The 19,527-nt window shown below is 64.7% G+C and carries 13 protein-coding genes and 1 tRNA gene; 8 read left to right on the forward strand and 6 right to left on the reverse strand.

What is annotated here, in order from left to right; all coding sequences use genetic code 11:
* Nucleotides 1-9: 9 nt before the first annotated feature.
* Both AC1DFR_RS08955 and AC1DFR_RS08960 read right to left on the reverse strand, forming a co-directional pair.
* Nucleotides 10-264, reverse strand: a complete 255-nt coding sequence (locus tag AC1DFR_RS08955; RefSeq protein ID WP_476873151.1) for a hypothetical protein — start codon at nucleotides 262-264, stop codon at nucleotides 10-12.
* A gap of 869 nt (nucleotides 265-1,133) precedes the next feature.
* The gene (locus AC1DFR_RS08960; RefSeq protein WP_476873152.1) at nucleotides 1,134-1,322 is read right to left on the reverse strand and encodes a hypothetical protein; all 189 of its coding nucleotides are present in this window, start codon (nucleotides 1,320-1,322) and stop codon (nucleotides 1,134-1,136) included.
* Between the two features lie 288 nt (nucleotides 1,323-1,610).
* Between AC1DFR_RS08960 and AC1DFR_RS08965 the strand changes: the two genes are divergently transcribed.
* Nucleotides 1,611-2,240: a DUF2510 domain-containing protein gene (locus AC1DFR_RS08965; protein ID WP_476873153.1), complete on the forward strand. Its 630-nt coding sequence runs from the start codon at nucleotides 1,611-1,613 to the stop codon at nucleotides 2,238-2,240.
* Nucleotides 2,241-2,606: 366 nt separating this feature from the next.
* A complete protein-coding gene (locus AC1DFR_RS08970) occupies nucleotides 2,607-2,996 on the forward strand; it encodes a hypothetical protein (protein ID WP_476858791.1) in 390 nt (129 codons plus the stop codon).
* 89 nt (nucleotides 2,997-3,085) lie between these two features.
* On the opposite strand, the gene AC1DFR_RS08975 is transcribed toward AC1DFR_RS08970, so the two are convergent.
* Nucleotides 3,086-3,568 (reverse strand): MarR family winged helix-turn-helix transcriptional regulator, encoded by a 483-nt coding sequence (locus tag AC1DFR_RS08975; RefSeq protein ID WP_043433894.1) that lies wholly within the window; start codon nucleotides 3,566-3,568, stop codon nucleotides 3,086-3,088.
* Nucleotides 3,569-3,677: 109 nt separating this feature from the next.
* Here AC1DFR_RS08975 and bcp point away from each other — a divergent pair, with 109 nt between their 5' ends.
* From bcp to AC1DFR_RS09005, 6 genes are all read left to right on the forward strand, one after another.
* Nucleotides 3,678-4,151 (forward strand): thioredoxin-dependent thiol peroxidase, encoded by a 474-nt coding sequence (gene bcp / locus AC1DFR_RS08980; protein ID WP_230010000.1) that lies wholly within the window; start codon nucleotides 3,678-3,680, stop codon nucleotides 4,149-4,151.
* A 118-nt stretch (nucleotides 4,152-4,269) separates the two neighbouring features.
* Nucleotides 4,270-4,351: transfer RNA gene (locus AC1DFR_RS08985), tRNA-Leu, on the forward strand.
* A 237-nt stretch (nucleotides 4,352-4,588) separates the two neighbouring features.
* Nucleotides 4,589-5,266 (forward strand): fasciclin domain-containing protein, encoded by a 678-nt coding sequence (locus AC1DFR_RS08990; protein WP_476873154.1) that lies wholly within the window; start codon nucleotides 4,589-4,591, stop codon nucleotides 5,264-5,266.
* Nucleotides 5,267-5,507: 241 nt separating this feature from the next.
* Entirely contained in the window at nucleotides 5,508-7,163 is a 1,656-nt protein-coding gene (locus tag AC1DFR_RS08995; protein ID WP_476873244.1) for an ABC transporter substrate-binding protein, read from the forward strand.
* A gap of 78 nt (nucleotides 7,164-7,241) precedes the next feature.
* Nucleotides 7,242-8,744 carry a malate:quinone oxidoreductase gene (locus AC1DFR_RS09000; RefSeq protein ID WP_476873155.1) on the forward strand — a complete coding sequence of 501 codons (1,503 nt, stop codon included), beginning with the start codon at nucleotides 7,242-7,244 and terminating at the stop codon, nucleotides 8,742-8,744.
* A gap of 119 nt (nucleotides 8,745-8,863) precedes the next feature.
* Nucleotides 8,864-12,043: an efflux RND transporter permease subunit gene (locus AC1DFR_RS09005; protein ID WP_476873156.1), complete on the forward strand. Its 3,180-nt coding sequence runs from the start codon at nucleotides 8,864-8,866 to the stop codon at nucleotides 12,041-12,043.
* Here AC1DFR_RS09005 and AC1DFR_RS09010 read toward each other — a convergent pair.
* The 3 genes from AC1DFR_RS09010 to ectB all read right to left on the reverse strand — a co-directional run bounded on the left by AC1DFR_RS09010 (nucleotide 12,040) and on the right by ectB (nucleotide 19,188).
* Nucleotides 12,040-16,374 carry a Pls/PosA family non-ribosomal peptide synthetase gene (locus AC1DFR_RS09010; RefSeq protein ID WP_476873157.1) on the reverse strand — a complete coding sequence of 1,445 codons (4,335 nt, stop codon included), beginning with the start codon at nucleotides 16,372-16,374 and terminating at the stop codon, nucleotides 12,040-12,042. The two genes, AC1DFR_RS09005 and AC1DFR_RS09010, sit on opposite strands and share 4 nt — an antisense overlap.
* A 15-nt stretch (nucleotides 16,375-16,389) precedes the next feature.
* Complete coding sequence (locus tag AC1DFR_RS09015) at nucleotides 16,390-17,841, reverse strand: aspartate kinase (protein WP_476848891.1); 1,452 nt, start codon at nucleotides 17,839-17,841, stop codon at nucleotides 16,390-16,392.
* A gap of 75 nt (nucleotides 17,842-17,916) precedes the next feature.
* A complete protein-coding gene (gene ectB / locus AC1DFR_RS09020; RefSeq protein WP_476848890.1) occupies nucleotides 17,917-19,188 on the reverse strand; it encodes a diaminobutyrate--2-oxoglutarate transaminase in 1,272 nt (423 codons plus the stop codon).
* Nucleotides 19,189-19,527: the final 339 nt, after the last annotated feature.

Here is a 19,527-nt window from a genome sequence, read left to right on the forward strand (position 1 = left end):
GAGCCGGTCCTACAGCTGCCGGCCCCGTTGGTCCCAGTCGGCTCGGCGGGCCTCTTCCGCGTCCCAGAATGGTGCATCGTTTCTCCGGACCCGGAGCAGATGCAGGAGTTGGATCGCGCCCATCGCAAACATGGCCGTGTAGATCCAGAAGGAGACGGCGTCGAAGCCTCTTTCCGGCCAGAGCTTGTTGAAGGCGAGCAGAGCACCGATCAAGGCCAGCCCGGCGGCCGACCAGGCGCTGAACTTCCAGGAGCCGCGAGTCATCCGGGGTTCCATTCGCTTGCGGCCCTCAGTGGTCGGCATGAGTCAGATCTCCGGATGCTTGGGGCCTTTGGCTGGAGCGGGGTTCGCTGTCGCTGCCCAGTGCAGATGGCTCACCCTACCGATTCTTGGTCCACAGTGACGATGGCTTGCTGAGCGAAGACCTTGCCCGGGCTAAGGAGACACACAAAGGCCGGGATTCCCTGGCTGCCGGCGGTGGAACCCTACGATGGTGAGGATGAACTCCACCCGGAAGGCCTTGTCCGCATCCGCCGTGGCCCTGCTGCTCGCGGTCTCGCCGTTGGTCCTTGCGCTGCCAGCCACGGCCGGGCCCTGCAAGCCGGCCGGCCTTCTTCCCGTAAAGATCTGCCCCGCCTCGCCGACGCCGGGCCCACCGTCCGCTTCCCCGGCGCCCAGTGTGACTCCCCCGGGCAGCACAGCGCCGCCGTCGGACCCCGCGCCGCCCCAACCACCGTCACAGTCGCCGTCTCAAAGCCAGGTCCCCGGACAGGACGCGGCTCCGCCGACGCCGGGCCCCGCCCCCTCCGTCAGCCAGGGAGCCCCCACCCCACCGGCCACGGGTTCCGTTCCGGTCCCGGCCACGGCGGGAACGTCCGCCCCTCAGTCGCCGGACGCTGGCCAGGGCCCGGAGTCCGCAACGGCGAATCCTTCCGCAGCGGCGGCCGGCAGGGTCGGTCCCGGACCGGACGGGCAAGGCAGTCTCGCCGGCGGATTCCTGCTGGCGCTCAGCGGCCTGCTCATAGGCGTCTCCGCGGCCATTGGCCTCCGCCGGCCCGTCCGGCCATGAAACGGCCGCCGAACCGTCACAGTGAACTGTGTGGTTCAGCGGCCGCCTCATGCACATCGATTTATCAGACCTTCTCGCGGGAACGGTCGCGCACCTTCTCCGGTTCTTCGACCGTGAACTCCTTGCTGCGGCGGGGGAAGGCCCAGAACTTGAATTCCGGCGCCTGCGCCCGCGTCTCCGGGCGATCCTCAGATTCCTTTGCGGCATCCTTCCTGGTTTCCCGCCAGGAATCCCTGTTGTACGAATAGCACATCACTGACCTCCTTCGTGGTGATTGCCTATTAATCGTCCTCCCGATCGGCTGGCGCGTCGATACTTCCGGACTGCCCTTTTGCGTCCGGGCGGCAGGCTGGCCCAAGGGTTCCAGCGGACGGGTCTGCGCCGTCGGCCGGCCTTTCCGCCGGCACGGGCCGCGGTTAGACTCCATCCAATGCACCACTGCGACCAATGGGGGAATCATGGAGTTGCCCATCCCCCTGTACGCTCTGTCACGGAACAGAAGAAGCCAACGCGCGCCACGCCCCGCAAAGGATGAACAGCCATGACCGTCCCGCCCAACGCCTCCGCCCCTGGCCCTGGCTGGTATCCGGACCCGGCGGGCTCGGGCCGGCTTCAGTGGTGGAACGGTTCGGCCTGGACCGGCCAGTTCAACGCACCCCAGTTCCAGGCGGCGCCGCCCCGCCACCCGGTGGCGCCGCGCAGGCGCATCAGCGACCGGACACCGGTCTACAACGCGTACATCTGGACAATTGTGGCCCTGCCGCTCGTGCCGCTCATCCTGCTGATGTTCTGGAACCCTGTGCTCCGGCTGCGCACCGTGGGCCCGCGGCAGATCCAGACAATTGATCCGGCGTCGATTTTCACGGCGCCTTACTTCCTCTTCATAGCAATCAGTTTCGTGGCCTACGGTGTGTCCGCCCTCCTGGCGTACCTGGACTGGGACCGGCTGCGCAAGGACGGCGTTGTCCGCCCGTTCCACTGGGCGTGGGTGTTCCTCAGCAGGGAGGTCTACGTGATTGGCCGCTCCGTGATCGTCCACGAGGTCGCCCCGCGGCGGGGGCTCGCCCCGGTGTGGGTCACGATCAGCGTCGTCCTGCTCACGGCGGTGCTCACCGGCCTCAAAATGTCAGCCATCGTAGCCACCCTGGCGAACCAGGCCGTAACGGTGTAGGCAGCGTCAATCCAGGCAGCGGCCAACGTGCCGGGGCTGCTCCGACCGCCAGCATCCTGGCTCCTGAAATGAACCGTCCGATTGCGGCAGAAACAGGGTCTTTAGTCCCTTTTGAGAGTCAATGCTGGGGCGTTGACTGGAAAGGTGCTCCGGGCAACAGTTCTGGAGCGACCGGTCCTGCAGACCCGGACCGACAACAACGCCGGCCAGAGGGCCCGACGCGACCACCAAAGATGATATTCAGATCTCCCGGTGCCCACACTGAGGATCGCGTCAGCAGACACGGAAATCATGGGCCTCCGGCAGCATGCCTGCACGGCCCGCCCCCCGGGCCAGGGAAATCGATCTCCGTAAGGACCAAGTTTCATGAACAAGGCTATTCGCATCATTGGAACAACCGCGGTGACCGCCGCACTGGGCCTGGGCGCCAGCGCCGTGCCTGCCAGCGCCGCCGCTACCACTTCGACCGCCTCCGCCAGCTCCTGGAGTCAGTCCTCATTTGTGAACCGGCACCACATGCGGGACAACAACCGGCACGACACGCGCAATGGCTGGTGGGACGGGGAGAACCGGTGGCATGACAACGCCGACGGATGGGGTTGGCGCGACGATCATGGCAATTGGCGTGACGACAACGACCACCGCGGCTCGTGGACGGGCCGGGACGGCTGCCGGCATGACAAGGACGGGTTCTGGGACCATCACGGAAACCGGCACGACAATAAGCACCACAACCACCACAGGAACACCTGGTGACCGGTCACCACTGAAGGCCTCGAGAACGGAACTGATTGGGACGGCGGGAAACCCTGCCGTCCCGTTCCCGTTCCCCCACAGCAGCGTGGCTAATTCAGCGGGGTGGCCCCGGCAATGGCGCCCGGCTCGGCAGCCGTGACGATGGCATTGGCCTCCGGCGAGGAAGACTTGGTTGCCAGCACCCTGACCACGGCCTGGAGCTCCTGCCGCAGCACGTCGGGGTCAATGGGCGTGGCGGCGAGCACGGAACGTTCCATGTCGGCGGCCGCGGCAACCGCCTCGCGCCCCTGGTCAGTCAGCGACACCACATGGCTGCGCCGGTCGGAGGTGCTGCGGTGCCGCGAAATGTGGCCGTGCGCTTCCAGCCGGCTCAGTGTCTTGCCCATCGTCTGGGCCTGGACCCGGACGAGCTGGGCCAATTGGGCTTGCGTCATCGGCCCATTCGCCGAGAGCACCTCCATGGCGATCACCCCGGCATGGGTCAGGCCAATGGCCCCCAATTTTTCGTTCCAGGAGTGTTCTACAAGACGTGCTGCCGTGGACAATAGGCGGCCCGTGGGCCAGCGATCCATATCAGGCATACCCAAGAGTATAGCGAGCAGCGGATTCGTCCGGCGCCGATCGCGTCACTACGCTGGATTATCACCCCGCTTCATGACCAACCTCACCAAGGAGACACCCGTGTCCGAGCGACTCACCGCCGGTGCCACAGCACCGGACTTCACCCTCAAGAACGCCGAAGGACTGGACGTCAGCCTGCGGGATTTCCGGGGCCGGAAGACCGTGCTCTACTTCTACCCGGCAGCCGCCACGCCGGGATGCACCAAGGAGGCCTGCGATTTCCGGGATTCCCTCGGCGCGCTTCAGGCCGCAGGTTATGACGTCGTGGGCATCTCCCCCGACCCCGTCGGGAAGCTTGCCGCGTTCGCGGCCGCCGAGGGGCTGAACTTCCCGCTGCTCTCCGACGAGGACCACTCCGTCGCCGAGGCCTACGCGGCCTGGGGCGAAAAGAAAAACTACGGCAAGACCTACCAGGGCCTGATCCGCTCGACCATCGTCGTCGACGCCGACGGCCGGGTTGCCGTCGCACAGTACAACGTCCGGGCCACCGGGCATGTCGCCAAACTTCGCCGGGACCTGAAACTCGACGCCTAGTCCCCGGTCTCCGGTCCGTCCGCCCGCGGCAGCCGTTGCAACCAGCAAACCGGCAATAGGTACAATGGAGCCTGGCGTCCGCCGCCGGGGTTCTTTCCCGGGACGACGGCGGCGCCGCGCGCGAGTGGTGAAATTGGCAGACACGCAGGATTTAGGTTCCTGTGCCTTCGGGCGTGGGGGTTCAAGTCCCCCCTTGCGCACAGAGAGAACCCCGGTCTTCGGACCGGGGTTCTTGTGGTTTCCGGCGCGGTTCCGGGATTTTTCAGGAGTTTTGACGCCGCGAAAAAGAATTTCACATCCGCACCCATCCGTTTCCTCCGAGCAGCCGAATACCCATTGAGACACCAACCAAGGGTCGGTGCCCAACAGTCGGGAAAGGGCCGCAGCGGCAAAAATTCGCCGCCGGCAAACATCGGCACAACAAAGGAGAAACCGAAATGCAGAACATCAAGCGCACCACGTTCGCCGTTGCAGGTATCGCAGCTGCCGCCATGCTCAGCCTCACTGCCTGTGGCGGAACCAGCGCCTCGTCGGCCCCCGCCTCCTCGGCCCCGTCCTCCGCACCGGCGGAATCCAGCATGGCCTCCCCCTCCACGAGCGCCTCCGCCGCGGCCATGGATCCGGCCGCCAACCTCGTCGGCTCCGGCTGCGCCGCCTACGCCGCCCAGGTTCCCAGCGGTGCCGGCTCCGTCTCCGGCATGGCGCTTGACCCGGTAGCCACCGCGGCGTCCAACAACCCGATCCTCACCACCCTGACCGCCGCCGTGTCCGGCAAGCTCAACCCCAAGGTCAACCTGGTGGACACGCTCAACGGCAGCGAATTCACCGTCTTCGCCCCGACGGATGACGCCTTCAAGAAGATCGATCCGGCCACGATCGAGGCCCTGAAGACGGACGACGCCACGCTGAGCAAGATCCTGACCTACCACGTTGTCCCCGGCAAGATCACCCCGGACCAGATCGTCGGCACCCACAAGACGGTTGAAGGCGGTTCGGTGACGGTCACCGGCACCAAGGATGCCCTCAAGGTTGACGGCGCCAACGTTGTCTGCGGCGGCGTCCAGACCGCCAACGCCACTGTCTACATGGTCGACTCAGTCCTGATGCCCAAGTAGTCAGCCCATTTGCACTCCTGCCCGGCTCCAGCCTGACTCCCTGGACCACTAGGAGAAGCGGAGGCCCGCACCACCAGGTGCGGGCCTCCGCTTTTTGCGCTGCCGTGCGCCTTGCGGCGGTGTGCCACAAGAGCTGGCGGACCCGGCCGTCAACTAGACTGGGGCTGGTCCGCAGCCGGCGGACCATCCAGTTCCCAGAGGTGATTCTCGAGTGCCCAGCAGTACAGTGCCCAGCAGGACAGTGCGGCGGATTGCCGCCAGCATCGGGGCCGCCCTCCTTGTCCTGCCGCTCGCGTCCTGCACGGGCAGCCTCGGCCCGGCACCCAACTCGCCCACCGCCTCTTCCACCGCCAGCGCGGCACCTACCGCGCTTTTCACGTTCGGCACCGGCTCGGAGCCGCTCGGGCTCGATCCTGCCCTGGTCTCCGACGTCGAGTCATACCGCGTCACCCGGCAGGTACTGGAAGGCCTCGTGGGCGTAGACCAGACCACCGGCCAGCCCACGCCGCTGCTGGCCACCGAATGGTCCCAGAGCGATGAAGGCCGGACCTACGAGTTCAAGCTGCGCGGGAACGTTAAATTCCAGGACGGGACACCGTTCGATGCCGCCGCGGTCTGCACCAACTTCAACCGCTGGTTCAACTTCTCACCGGCCCTCCGCGAACAGGCCACCGGTACCACCTTCAAGGGCGTCTTCAAGGCCCATGCGGACCAGGCGTCGCTGTCCATATACAAGAACTGCACCGCCGTCGCGCCGGACAATGTGCGGATCGGCCTCACCCAGCCCTTCACGGGTTTTCTCCAGGCCCTCACCCTGCCGGCCTTCGCGATCTCTTCGCCCAAGGCCCTCGCCGCGGAGAACGCTGACGTCCTGAACCAGCGCCGGGGCGGGCAGCCGGTATCCGCCTACGGCCTCCACCCGGTAGGCACAGGGCCGTACGTTTTCGGCTCCTGGGACTCGGGCAGCGTCTCCCTGGCCAGCAACAAGGACTACTGGGGTGACAAAGGGCAGATCGGCACCATCAAGTTCGTGACCTACGATCACCCGCAGACCCGGATGCAGGCGCTCCTGGACGGCAAGATCGACGCCTACGACGCCGTCACCGTGGGAAACTTTGACCAACTGGTCAAGAGCGGAAAGCAGATCATCCAGCGGGACCCGTTCTCCGTGATGTACCTGGGCATGAACCAGCAGGTCCCCATCCTGCAGAACCTCAAGGTCCGCCAGGCGATCGAAATGGCGCTTGACAAGGACACTCTGATCCGCCGGTTCTTCATCGACAACACGGCCCAGGCATCCCAGTTTGTTCCGCCCAAGCTCAGCGGCTTCAACAACAATGCCGCGGCGCTCGGCTACAACCCTGGCAAGGCCAAGGAACTCCTGGCCGAGGCCGGCTACAAGGGCGAGGAGCTGAAGTTCTACTATCCGCTCAACGTCACCCGGCCCTACCTGCCGACGCCGGAAAAGGTGTACGCCGAGATCAGCCGGCAACTGACCGCCGTCGGGCTCAACGTCAAGCCCGTACCGGTGGACTGGGCTGACGGCTACCTGCAGAAGGTCACGTCCCCGGGCGACCACGCCCTCCACCTGCTGGGCTGGAACGGCTCGTATTCGGACCCCGACAATTTCGTGGGCCCGCTCTTCGGCGAGAACACCGGCGAATTCGGTTACCAGGATCCCCAGGTCTTCTCCAAGATCGCCCGGGCCCGGGGCCTGCCGGACGGCAAGGACCGCACCGAGGAGTACCAGACCATCAACGGGCAGATCGCGGCCACGGTGCCCGCGGTTCCCATTGCCTTCCCGATCTCGGCCCTGGCGCTCTCGGACCGGGTGCTGAAGTACCCGGCGTCGCCGGTGCTGAACGAAGTTTTCACAAAGGTCGAGCTAAGGCCTTGACGCCCGGGGCCAATTTCAGTTAGAGGGCGGTGCGGGATATTCTGTGACAGCCAGAGCCGCTGCTATCGGAGACTGATTGTGACTTTCATTTCCAAGACCCAACACGCCGACGTCGTCCTGATTGGCGGCGGCATCATGAGCGCCACGCTCGGCGCCTTCATCAAGCAGCTTGAGCCGAACTGGACCATCTCGCTCTTTGAGCGTCTGGACGAGCCCGGACTGGAAAGCTCCGACCCGTGGAACAACGCCGGCACCGGACACGCTGCCCTGTGTGAGCTTAATTACTCCCCCGCAGCCAAAGACGGCTCGGTGGACCCCGGCAAGGCCCTGAACATCAACGAGCAGTTCCAGCTGTCCCGCCAGTTCTGGTCCCACCTCGTCTCGAACTCGCTGATCGGCTCCCCCAAGGGCTTCATCAACACCGTTCCGCACATGAGCTTCGTGATCGGCGAGGACCACACCAAGTTCCTCCGCACCCGCTACGAGGCACTCAAGCCGAACCCGCTGTTCCGTTCGATGGAGTATTCCGAGGACCACGCGCAGATCGCCAAGTGGGCCCCGCTGATCGTCAAGGGCCGCGACCCCAAGCAGCGCGTCGCGGCAACCCGCGCCGCCGAGGGCACCGACGTCGACTTCGGCGCCCTGACCCGCGAGCTGACCACCTACCTGGGCAACAACGGTGTGGAGATCAACTACGGCCACAACGTCAGCGACATCAAGCGCGCGTCCGGCGGCGGCTGGGACCTGTCGCTGAAGCACGCCAGGAGCGGCGAGCACGGCTCCATCCACGCGAAGTTCGTGTTTGTCGGAGCCGGCGGCGGGGCCCTGCACCTGCTGCAGGCCTCCGGCATCCCGGAAGGCAAGGGGTTTGGCGGTTTCCCGGTCTCCGGCCAGTTCTTCCGCTGCACCGACGAGAGCATCGCTGCCCGGCACAGCGCGAAGGTCTACGGCCAGGCGTCTGTCGGCGCCCCGCCCATGTCCGTGCCGCACCTGGACACCCGCTATGTCAAAGGCAAGCGCTCCCTGCTGTTCGGCCCGTACGCCGGCTTCTCCACGAACTTCCTCAAGAGCGGCTCTTACCTGGACCTGCCGCTGTCCATCCGCCCCTCCAACATCATCCCGATGCTGGCCGTGGCCAAGGACAACATGGACCTCACCGCCTACCTGATCAAGGAAGTCGCCAAGCGTCACGGCGACAAGGTCGAGGCCCTGCGGGAGTACTACCCCGAGGCCAAGGACGGCGACTGGGAGCTCATCACCGCCGGCCAGCGGGTCCAGATCATCAAGAAGGACCCGAAGAAGGGCGGCGTGCTGCAGTTCGGCACCGAGGTCATCGCCGGACGCGACGGCACCATCGGCGCCCTGCTTGGCGCATCCCCGGGCGCGTCCACCGCCGTACCGATCATGATCGAGCTGCTCCAGAAGTCCTTCCCGAAGAACTTCAAGGGCTGGCAGTCCAAGCTCAAGGACATGATGCCCGGCTACGGCGTCAAGCTCAACGACAACCCTGAGCTCGCCGCCACGCTGGAGGCCGAGACGGCCAAGGCGCTGCAACTCGAACAGGTCACCGCCAGCAACTAAGCCGGCGCCCGGCCGCGGCTGGTTTACACTGCTGGTTTGGGACCGCTGCAACCCGTGACGTCCCCGTTTTTTGATGGCCCGTTGTGCAGGACGCCCCCGACCCACCAGGAGACCATGAGATGTTCCGGCTCGCAAAGCTGTCTCTCGCCAACCGGGCCCTGATCGCGCTGATCACGGTGTTCGCTTGCGTTTTCGGCGTGATCACGATGTCCTCGCTGAAACAGGAGCTCATCCCCTCCATCGAGTTCCCGCAGATCACCGTGATCTCCTCGATGCCCGGTGCGTCGCCGGAAGTCGTGGACAAGCAGATCAGTGCCCCGTTGGAAAAGGCGCTGAACAGCGTCGAGGGGCTGGAATCGACGTCGTCAACGTCCCGGAACGGCGTCTCGCAGATTTCCCTGGCGTTCACCTACGGCTCCAACCTGGACCGGGCCCGGAACCAGATCGACCGCGCCATCTCCAACGCCAAGCAGGCCCTGCCGAAGGACGTCCAGCCGCAGGCGATCGCCGGGAGCATCAGCGACTTCCCGATCGTCTTCCTGGCCGTGTCCTCCGACAAACCGCTCAGTGAACTCAACGCCGATCTCGCCCGGCTCAGCGTCCCTGTGCTGCAGAAGCTCGACGGCGTGCGCGGCGCCGACGTGACCGGCGGCGCCACGCAGCACATCCAGATCCTGCCGCGGCCCCGGGACCTGGCGGCATCGGGCACGAGCCTCCAGGCCATCAGTGACGCGCTGAAGAACAACGGTGCATTGGTCCCGGCCGGCACCATCGAGGAACAGGGCAAAACCCTCTCGCTGCAGATCGGCAGCCCGGTCGACTCCCTCGACGCCATCAAGGCCCTCCCGCTGGGCGCGGCCCGTGATGCGGCGACGATCGGCAGCGTGGCGGATGTCAGCCTGGTCGAGGACGCCCGCACGTCAATCACGCGGACCAACGGCAAGGAAACCCTCGCCCTGTCCGTGACCAAGAAGCCCGAGGGCGACACCGTCGCGATCTCCCACGCGGTCAAGGACGCCATCCCGCAGCTTGAGGCCGAGCTTGGCTCCAACGCCAAATTCACCCCGGTCTTCGACCAGGCGCCGTTCATCGAGAAGTCCATCAAGGACCTCACCACCGAGGGCCTGCTGGGACTGGGCTTCGCCGTCCTGGTGATTCTGGTGTTCCTGATGTCAGTGCGCGCCACCCTGGTAACGGCCGTGTCCATCCCGCTGTCCCTGCTGATCACGTTCATCGGTCTCGCTGGCACCGGCTACTCGCTCAACATCCTCACCCTTGGCGCGCTCACCATCGCGATCGGCCGCGTCGTGGACGACTCGATCGTGGTCATCGAAAACATCAAACGGCACCTGAGCTACGGCGAGGACAAGATCACCGCGATCGGGACCGCCATCCGCGAAGTTGCCGGCGCCATCACGGCGTCCACCCTGACCACCGTGGCCGTCTTCCTGCCCATCGCCTTCGTCGGCGACCTGGCCGGTGCGCTGTTCCGTCCGTTCGCCCTGACAGTGACCATCGCCCTGCTCTCCTCGCTGCTGGTCTCGCTGACCATCGTGCCGGTGCTGGCCTACTGGTTCCTGCGCAGGCCCGCCGTCACCGGCTCTCCGGCTTCTGCCGCTGGCATTGCCGCCAAGGCGCACGAGGCCGAGCAGAGCACGCTCCTGCAGCGCGGCTACCTGCCTGTCCTGTCCGGCACGCAGCGGCACCCGGTCCTCACCCTGGTCGCCGCGGCCCTGGTGCTTGCCGGCACCGTGGCGATGTCCCCGCTGCTCGCCACCGACCTCCTGGGCCGCTCCGGCGAGAACAGCATGACCGTCAAGCAGGCCCTGCCGGCAGGGACCAGCCTTGACGAGGCCAGCGCTTCGGCGATCCGCGTCGAGGACACCCTGCGGGGCATCGACGGAATCAAGGACGTCCAGGCCACCACCGGCAACGCCCAGACCGGCTTCTCGGCCCTGCTCTCCTCCGGCGCGTCCAATTCGACGTTCACCGTGGTGACGGACGAGAAGGCCAACCAGGGCAAGCTCCAGGAGACCGTCCGCAGCGAACTCTCCAAGCTCGGCGACGCCGGAAAGATCACGGTCGGTTCCCAGCAGGGCGGCTTCGGCACTTCGTCAACCGTGGACATCACCCTCAAGGCCGCCACCACCGCCGATCTCCAGACGGCCAGTGACGCGATGGTCAAGGCCATGGACGGTGTCCCGGGCAGCAGCGAAGTGGCCACCAACCTGGCCGCCAGCCAGCCGGTGGTCCAGGTCAAGGTGGACCGCGCCAAGGCCGTCGCGGCCGGCCTGAACGAGGAGCGCGTGGCCGGGGTCCTGGCCGCCACGATCAGCCCGATTCCGGCCGGGACGATCCGCATCGACACCAACGACTTCCCGGTCCGGATTGGCGAGGGCACCCGCTTCACGAGCATCGAGGCCGTCCGGGACATGCCGCTCCCGACGGCGGCCGGCGCCGTTGCGCTGGGCAGCATCGCCTCGGTAGAGCAGGTGGACGTCCCCGTCTCCATCACCGCCAGCAACGGCCAGCGCACCGCGCGGGTCTCGGTGACGCCGTCGGGCTCCAACCTCGGCGCGGTCAGCACCGAGGTGCAGAACCGGCTCAAGTCAGTCCAGCTGCCGCCCGGGGTGACCGCCACGATCGGCGGTGCCACGACGCAGCAGGCCGATTCGTTCCGCCAGCTCGGGCTCGCCCTGCTCGCTGCCATCGCGATCGTCTACGTGATCATGGTGGCTGCGTTCAAATCGCTCGTGCAGCCGCTGATCCTGCTGGTCTCCGTCCCGTTCGCCGCGACAGGCGCAATCGCCCTGCTCGTGGTGACCGGTGTGCCGTTGGGCCTGCCGTCGCTGATCGGCATGTTGATGCTCGTGGGCATCGTGGTGACCAACGCGATTGTGCTGATCGACCTCATCAACCAGTACCGCCAGCCGCGCACCGGCGAACCCGGGATGAACGTGGCGGACGCGATCATGCACGGCGCCCGCCAGCGCCTCCGCCCCATCCTCATGACGGCGCTCGCCACGGTGTTCGCCCTGACACCGATGGCGCTGGGACTGACCGGCGGCGGCGGATTCATCTCCCAGCCCCTGGCGATCGTGGTGATCGGCGGCCTGATCTCCTCCACCGCCCTCACACTCATCCTGGTCCCGGTGCTGTACCGGCTCGTGGAAGGCCGGCGCGAGCGCAGGACACTGCAGAAGTCGCTGCGCCGCGGACGCCATTCCGGGCCGGCCGTGACCGAGGACTTCCCCGACGACTTCCCCGAAGACGCTCCCCTGCCAACCAGTTCGCACTAGGAACCAGAACCCGGCGTCCCTGCCTTGTCCTCGGCCTCGACGTTAGGCTTGACGAGGGTCCGCGCTGCCTTGGGCGCCCTGTGCGTTCCGTGAGTTGCGTAGGTTCCCTTCGAGAGTCTGACGAGTCCAGCGGGTACTGCGACGGCTTCCCGGTGGCGGGGGCCACCGTGGCGCGGAACGCCGTAGCGAGGGCTCCCAGAAACCACGGCCGCGAGGGTTGACGGTGCCGCGGGGACCGTAACCTCGCGCGCCGGGTTGCCGGTATAGGTTGCATCTTCCGGGACGTCTTCGCCCTTCATCAAGAGGGCGTCGGCACCGAGTGACGAACCATCCTGCATCGTCACCCCGTAGTTGACCCACGAATCCACGCCCAGGGAGCAGCGGTTGCCGAGAACGATGTAGTCGGACTTGAAGGCCCCGTCTTCCATGGAGTGGCCCTGAATGGTGGCTCCTTCATTGAACGCACAGTCATCACCGATAGCCACAAGAGTTTTCTCCGGTATGTTGGCGCCGGCATCGTAGAGCCGCTTGCCGACCTTGACGCCGAGCATTCGCCAGATCACGGGCTTGAACGGGGTTCCGTTGAAGCCCGGCATGGCCAGCAGCTTCCATAGACGTTCGTGCCGCCAGAAGTAGGGGTCGTAGATGGAGCAGTATTGCGGCTTCAGGTGGCGGAAGCCCATGACCGAGCGCTCAACAAGCACGGCAATCAGTACGCGGAACAGCAGCAAGGTGAGCATCATGGCTGCGATCGCCAGCACACCGAGGAAGCTGAATGCCGACACGGCAACGGCGGCGCTAAACGTGGCAACAAACAACAGGAACCAGCGCACGGCCAGGAACAGCACCATGCTCAGGATGTTGTGCCGGTTCTTTGCCGGGAGAGCGCTGTTCCGCGCCTCTGCAATCGTCTGTTCATCAAATTGGGCGTCACGCTGAACAGACCGGGGAATCTCGAACGGCGGTGACCCCAGCAGGCCCACATCCGCACGGATCGGACCGTCGATCGGAATCATCACCTTCGTGGCCAAGAGACAGTTCTCCCCGACCCTGGATCCGATCGGAACACTGATGGCATTACCGAGAAAGTTGTGGCCAGCCAGGTGGACCCGCGAGAGACGGAACGACGTGCTTGAGAAGTCGGCGTTCATCATGTTGAGGCCGTCCGCGACCATAGTTCCTGTTCCCACTGAGCTCAGGAACGGCGACTCGTGGGCCAGTGTGGGGCCGAAGTTTGACCCGGTTTGCTCCACCCTGCCGAGGTTATAACCCAAGGCCTTCAGATAGTGCACTATGTACGAACTGTCGCCGAAGACATCTTTGTACAGTTTGACGTTGGACACGCGGGCGATCATGCGCTGGATGGTGAAGTGCACGCCGTACAGCGGATAGACCTTTTCCGGCTTGATGAAGCGGTTGAGCAAACGCGGGACGCTGAAGATGATGATCAGGCCGGTGATCAGCCCGACAACGAACAGAACCAGTGTTACGGCGAGTACGTCTATGAAAAAGTTTGGGGAGCCCGGCTGCAGGTGTCCCGTGCTCAGGTAGGGGGGCAGGAGCACGGCAAGCCCGAGAAGGCCCGCCGGAACCACCAGGACCAAACGGTTGAACAACTGGAGAAGGCTGAAAATGACCCTGCGTCGCGTGCCGCAATTAGTGGGCGGGACACGCAGGTAATTGGTGTTGGTACGCGCAGCAGGCGAACCGTGCCAGATTTGTCCACCAGGTACAACCTGCCCGGTCTGCAACGATGAAGCATGTCCCAGCTGAGTGTCGTCTCCCATCGACGTAGCGATGTCCAACGTGGTTTTCTCCGACACAAGGACATTTCTGCCCAGCATCACGGGACCGGTTTCAATCATGCCCGAGCGTGCCCGATAGCATTGGAACGAGGAGTTCTTGTGGATGACTGTGTTGTCACCGACGCTGAGCAGGTCCGGGCACGCGGGCACCTTCCGGGAGAAGATCACCACCCCCTTGCCGATCTTTGCGCCCAGGAGCCGCAGGTACACCACATACAGCGGAGAGCCGGCGAACAAGACCAGTGGATTTGCCCTGGTAAGTGTCTTGACTGCCCAAAAACGGAGATAAGCCAGACTCCATATTCGGATGTTGCCCGGCTTCCACCGCCCAACCAGAATCCACTTGGCGAGGATCGGGGTCGCGGAAAGGATCAGGAACATGGCGGCGCCGAAACCAATGGACCGCAGCCACATGTCAAATGGATTGCTGCCCCCGGATGTCCACTGGAAGCCGATAATCAGCAGGGAAGCAGCGTACGAAGTGTAACCCAGGAAAATCAGCAACTGAATTGCCCCGCACATGACGAACTGGAAGGTGCTGGGTGGTGGCATCGGAACCGGGGGTACAGCGTCGGTCTCTGCTACGGCCGCGCTGAGGACGGATTCACTGTGCCGGGCTTCGAGGCAGGCGGCGAGCTGCCGGACCGTCGGGTTCTCATAGATATCCTGCATCGCGGCTGCGGGCAGGGCGGTTTCTTTCCTGATGCGGGCGCAATAGCGGGCCATCAACAGCGAGTCGGCGCCAAGGTCGTTGAAGAAGTGGGCATCGGTGGAAACCTTCTCAAGGCTCAGGACGGTGCCAAGCTGCGCGGCCAGGGCCTCTTCGGCGGCAGTTGTGGGGGCGGTAAAGGACCCCGCGGCCGCCCGGCTGATCCTGTGCTCGGGACGGGGTAGCCGCTTCCTGTCCACTTTGTCACTGGCCATCATGGGAATGGAGTCCAGCTGTTCAAAATAGGCAGGAACCATGTATCCGGGGAGCCTGGTGCGCAGCATCCGGTGGAGGTCATGAGCATCCACGCCCTCCACGTCCTGGCGCAGGGTGTAGTAGGCGGCCAGCTCCACGGTTCCTTGTTCCGGCTCATACGTCTGTACGACTGCCTGTGCAATGCCGGGGAGCTGCAGGAGGACGGATTCTATTTCGCTCAGTTCGATGCGGTAGCCACGTATTTTGACTTGGGTATCGATCCGGCCGAAATATTCGAGCTGCCCGTCGTCGTTCACCCGTCCGAGGTCCCCTGTGCGATAAATCCGGCCGGACGGGTTGTTCTCGATTCCGAGGAAATCCGGGACAAAGGCCCGCTCCGTCAGGTCCTGACGGTTCACGTACCCGCGCGCCAGCCCCACCCCTGCGAGGCCGATTTCTCCCATTTCACCGCGCGGCAGGGCCCGAAGCTCGGCGGGATCCACAATGACCGCGGTGTAGGTGGGCAAGGGCACTCCGAGGGACACGGGCAGGTCCGGGTCCAGGACCGACCAGGTGGCAGTCACGGTCGCTTCGGTGGGGCCGTAGACGTTCAGGAAGCGCCGGCCGGGGCGGTGCCAGCGCATCACGAGATCCTTCGGGCACGCCTCTCCGGAGACCAGCAGGAACCGCAAATCGGGCAGGTCCTCGTCAAGCGTCGCCAGCAGCGTTGGAACGCAGCAAAGGGCGGTGATCCGTTTTTCCTGCAGGTACTCCGCGAGTTCGGCACCCAGCATGCTGGACCGGCCCGGCTTGGGCACCAGCGTGGCTCCGACCATCCAGGCAACCCAGATTTCCTCCACCGAGAAATCGAAGGCGATCGTCATACCTTGGTACACGCGGTCCGTGGACTCAATCCCGTAGATGTCAGAGGCCACCCGGACAAAATTGCAGATGCTGGCCTGCTCCACTGCCACGCCCTTGGGCCGGCCGGTCGAGCCGGAGGTGTAGATAATGTAGGCCAGCTCATCCTTGGTTCCGCCATGGTCCGCGCTTCCCAAACGGGAGGAATCCTTGGCGTCGATCTGGGCCTGCACATCATCGACGCACACCGTGACAGCGGCCACCTCAGGCAGCAGATCCCTCAGATGGGACAGAGACAGGACCATGGCCACGTTGGCGTCCTCGACAATGTACTGAAGACGGTCAGGGGGGAAACCCGGGTCCAGGGGAACATAGGCCGCGTGGATCTTCAGAACGGCCAGCATCGCCACGTAGGCCCGCCATGGCTGGTCAAACAGCAGGGCGATGCGGTCACCCGGCCGGGCACCGCACACCAAGAGATGCCGCGCCAGCTGGTTCGCCCGTTCGTCCAGCTCCGTGTACGTCAGGACAACGTCCCCCGCATCGACGGCAACCTGGTCGCCGCGCCCCTGTTCCCGCAAGCGGTCGCAACTATCCTCAAACAGCCGGTCCAACCGCTCGCCCCGCCGCCAGCGGGCGGCCTGATCGGGCGCAGCCGACGTCAGGACAGTTCCGCCTTCCGAGCCGCCGATCATCGACATGATTCCCCGCAACTCGGGAGGTCTGGTGAGGCCGTCTCCGGTCCTCGCGGTCTTGCCCATCCTTTAGCTCCTTCGCTAGAAGTGACGTGCCACAGTTCTGTCGCCCGCCGGAACAGGGGTCATATCCTGGCCGGAAATCGGGACCCACGTCTGGAGCGGGGGGCCAACAGCGGGTGTGAGATGGCCTTCATGACCGGCCGCCGTTGCCTCGTCCGCCGGGGTCATGCCGAAGGCCCGCCGGACAGCGCGCTCGGCATCCGCGAGCCGGTCGGCGTGCGTGACAGCCCCCACGGACGTCTCGGAGATGTCGACGAGATCGAGCTCCACGTCGGCGTCGGACAGGGCCTTGAGGAAGGTGCAGAAGATTTGCGGGGACGACCGCATGCCCAGTCCAGTAATGGACACCCGGCCCACCCGGTCGTCGTGCTGCAAACCTTCAAATCCAATGCTTCCCTTTTCGGCATCCAGCACAGCAAGGGCGTTACCTGCATGGGCAGCAGGCACGATCAGTGCAACATCGGAACGCCTCGGGCCGGGGCCGGCCGTATTTTGGACAATTGCCTGGACATGCGCCCCGGACCGAGAGAGGACATGCAAGATGCGCGCCATGCTCTCCGGCTGGTCCGGAATTCCCACGACAGTGATTTTCGACGCCGAGTTGACCCCGGCTACAGCGGTCACCTCGGGTTGTTCCCTGGCGGGCTGGAGCAGTGGATGACGGTCAAGGCCGGGCAGGATCAACGTCCCGGGCTCCGGCACGAAGGAGGACCTCACATGGATCGGAATACCGAACCGGCGGGCGTATTCAACACACCGCAGGTGCAATACCTTGCAGCCGGAGGCGGCGAACTCAAGCATTTCCTCGCTCGAGAGGATCTCGATCTTCCGCGCCGTCGGGACAACCCGGGGGTCCGCGGTGTAGACGCCGTCGACGTCCGTGTATATCTCGCAAATATCGGCTTCGAGCGCAGCGGCCAGGGCGACCGCGGTGAGATCCGAGCCGCCACGGCCGAGCGTGGTCACCCTGTTCCGTTTCTGCGTCCTGCCCTGGAATCCTGCGACGATGGGGACCTCGCCACGGGCCAGACTACTGCGGACGCGGTCCGGCCTGACATCGGTGATGTGTGCCTTGCCGTGGATGTTGTCGGTAATGAGGCCGGCCGCACTGCCCGTAAATGTGCGGGGCAGCTGGCCGAGATCCGCCAGGGCAATCGCCAAAAGGGCCGAGGACACAAGCTCGCCGATGCTCAGCAGGGCGTCAAGGTCCACAGGCAAGGGCCGGGCGGAAACTTCCGCGGCAAGATCGCAGAGTTCATCGGTGGTGTCCCCCATGGCGGACACCACCGCCACGACCCGATAGCCGTTGGTCCGTGTTTTGGCGATCCGCTCGGCTGCCCGGAGGATACCCGCGGCATCCGCCAGGGACGAACCGCCAAACTTTTGAACAATGACACTACCCGGGGGAATCGCCCGGTCGGTTTCCGCTAGATCACTGTCGTTGAAAGCTGTTGCCTTGCGGGTACCCATTTTGCTCCCCGAAATCTACATCGATTCTTGCAAGGGGCACTGGCCCCTTCGAGCCGTTTCGCCCTGATCGGATGCTCAAATGGTTGATCCCAAGGCCACCGGCTCCCCGGTCACAGTCACTGCGGCCGCAGCGAGAATATCGAGTCCCTTCTGAAGATCCTCGGGGCTGATAGTCAGCGCGGGCATCGTCTTGACCACTTCCCCTTCGGGTCCGGACGTTTCCACGAGCAGACCCCGGGCAAAGGATTCAGCCGCAATCCTCTCCGCAGTCTCGGGGTTGGGGTAGTAAACACCCGCGAGCAGTCCCCGGCCACGGACCGTGGCGCCTTCGACGCCCGCTGCGATCTGGGTAAGCCCCTCGTGGAGCTGGGAAATGAGCCCCGCGACGCTTGACTGGAAGCTGCCGTCCCGCCAGTAGTGCTCCAGGGCAGCGGCGCCGGTGACGAATGCCGGGTTGTGCCCCCGGAAAGTTCCGTTGTGCTCGCCAGGCTTCCAAATATCCAGTCCGGGTTTGAACAGTGTCAGTGCCAAAGGCAGTCCAAAGCCCGAGATGGACTTCGACAGGCAGACGATATCCGGAGTGATCCCCGCCTCCTCGAAGCTGAAGAAGGTCCCGGTCCGTCCGCAGCCGGCCTGGACATCATCCACGATGAGCAGGATGTCGTGTTGCCGGCACAGCTCGGCAAGGCCTCGCAGCCAGGACACCCGGGCGGCCCTGAGCCCACCCTCGCCCTGGACGGTTTCCACGATCACCGCTGCGGGCTTATCGATGCCCGATCCCCTGTCCTCCAAGGCTTGCCGGAGCCACAGAAAGTCCGGCATCTGACCATTGAAGAACCCGTCATAGGGCATGCTCGATGTGTTCGTCAGCGGGACGCCGGCTCCCTGCCGTTTCATTGAATTGCCCGTGACCGACAACGATCCCAGGGTCATCCCGTGAAACGCGTTGGTGAAGCTCAGGACATGCTGCCTGCCGGTAACCTTCCGGGCAAGCTTCAGGGCTGCCTCCACTGAGTTTGTTCCCGTCGGTCCGGGGAACATGACTTTGTAGTCCAAATTCCTGGGCTCGAGGATCAACTCCCGGAAGGTTTCCAGGAAGCGCCGCTTGGCCGGTGTTTTCATATCGAGTGAATGAACGATTGCGCCGGAGAGAAGATAGTCCACCAGCGGCTGCAGCAGCACCGGGTTGTTGTGCCCGTAGTTCAGTGCTCCGGCACCGGAAAAGAAGTCCAAATATTCTCTGCCGTCTTCACTGTAGAGGCTGCTGCCGGACGCACGTTCAAACACGGTGTCCCAACTGCGGCAGTAGCTGCGGACCTCAGACTCCAAGCTTTCGAAGATATCCATCTGTCGATGTCCCCCGTACTTCCGACTAGCGAAGTTGCCCGAGCGCAAACACAACCCGGGTTCCCGGATGACGGGCGCGGGGAAGGGGACAGCGCAGCGCCTGTGGCGCACTGACCTTTGCTTCACGGGGCCCGTATTTACTCCCGCATAGAGGTGCTCTAGGCGGGAACTGGGCAGATCCTAGACGCCTGCCCAAATGCTTTTCCGTTTCTTATCGTAAACTCAGGAAACTCACAGCACCTGAGTAGCGGGTACCTGTCTTTTCCCCTCAAACGGCTGATTAACTACCCGATTCGGCAGGGTTTCTCACCTTTGAAGGCCCCGGGCTACTCGGAAAAA

The organism is Arthrobacter sp. 05T410, assembly GCF_056396505.1.

Excerpts from the sequence above, each read along its gene's own strand:
- AC1DFR_RS08975 (WP_043433894.1), bottom strand. The coding sequence starts at position 3,568 with ATGGATCGCTGGCCCACGGGCCGCCTATTGTCCACGGCAGCACGTCTT.
- AC1DFR_RS08960 (WP_476873152.1), bottom strand. The coding sequence starts at position 1,322 with ATGTGCTATTCGTACAACAGGGATTCCTGGCGGGAAACCAGGAAGGAT.
- AC1DFR_RS09005 (WP_476873156.1), top strand. The coding sequence starts at position 8,864 with ATGTTCCGGCTCGCAAAGCTGTCTCTCGCCAACCGGGCCCTGATCGCG.
- AC1DFR_RS08990 (WP_476873154.1), top strand. The coding sequence starts at position 4,589 with ATGCAGAACATCAAGCGCACCACGTTCGCCGTTGCAGGTATCGCAGCT.
- AC1DFR_RS08955 (WP_476873151.1), bottom strand. The coding sequence starts at position 264 with ATGACTCGCGGCTCCTGGAAGTTCAGCGCCTGGTCGGCCGCCGGGCTG.
- AC1DFR_RS08970 (WP_476858791.1), top strand. The coding sequence starts at position 2,607 with ATGAACAAGGCTATTCGCATCATTGGAACAACCGCGGTGACCGCCGCA.
- AC1DFR_RS09010 (WP_476873157.1), bottom strand. The coding sequence starts at position 16,374 with ATGGGCAAGACCGCGAGGACCGGAGACGGCCTCACCAGACCTCCCGAG.
- AC1DFR_RS08965 (WP_476873153.1), top strand. The coding sequence starts at position 1,611 with ATGACCGTCCCGCCCAACGCCTCCGCCCCTGGCCCTGGCTGGTATCCG.
- AC1DFR_RS09015 (WP_476848891.1), bottom strand. The coding sequence starts at position 17,841 with ATGGGTACCCGCAAGGCAACAGCTTTCAACGACAGTGATCTAGCGGAA.
- ectB (WP_476848890.1), bottom strand. The coding sequence starts at position 19,188 with ATGGATATCTTCGAAAGCTTGGAGTCTGAGGTCCGCAGCTACTGCCGC.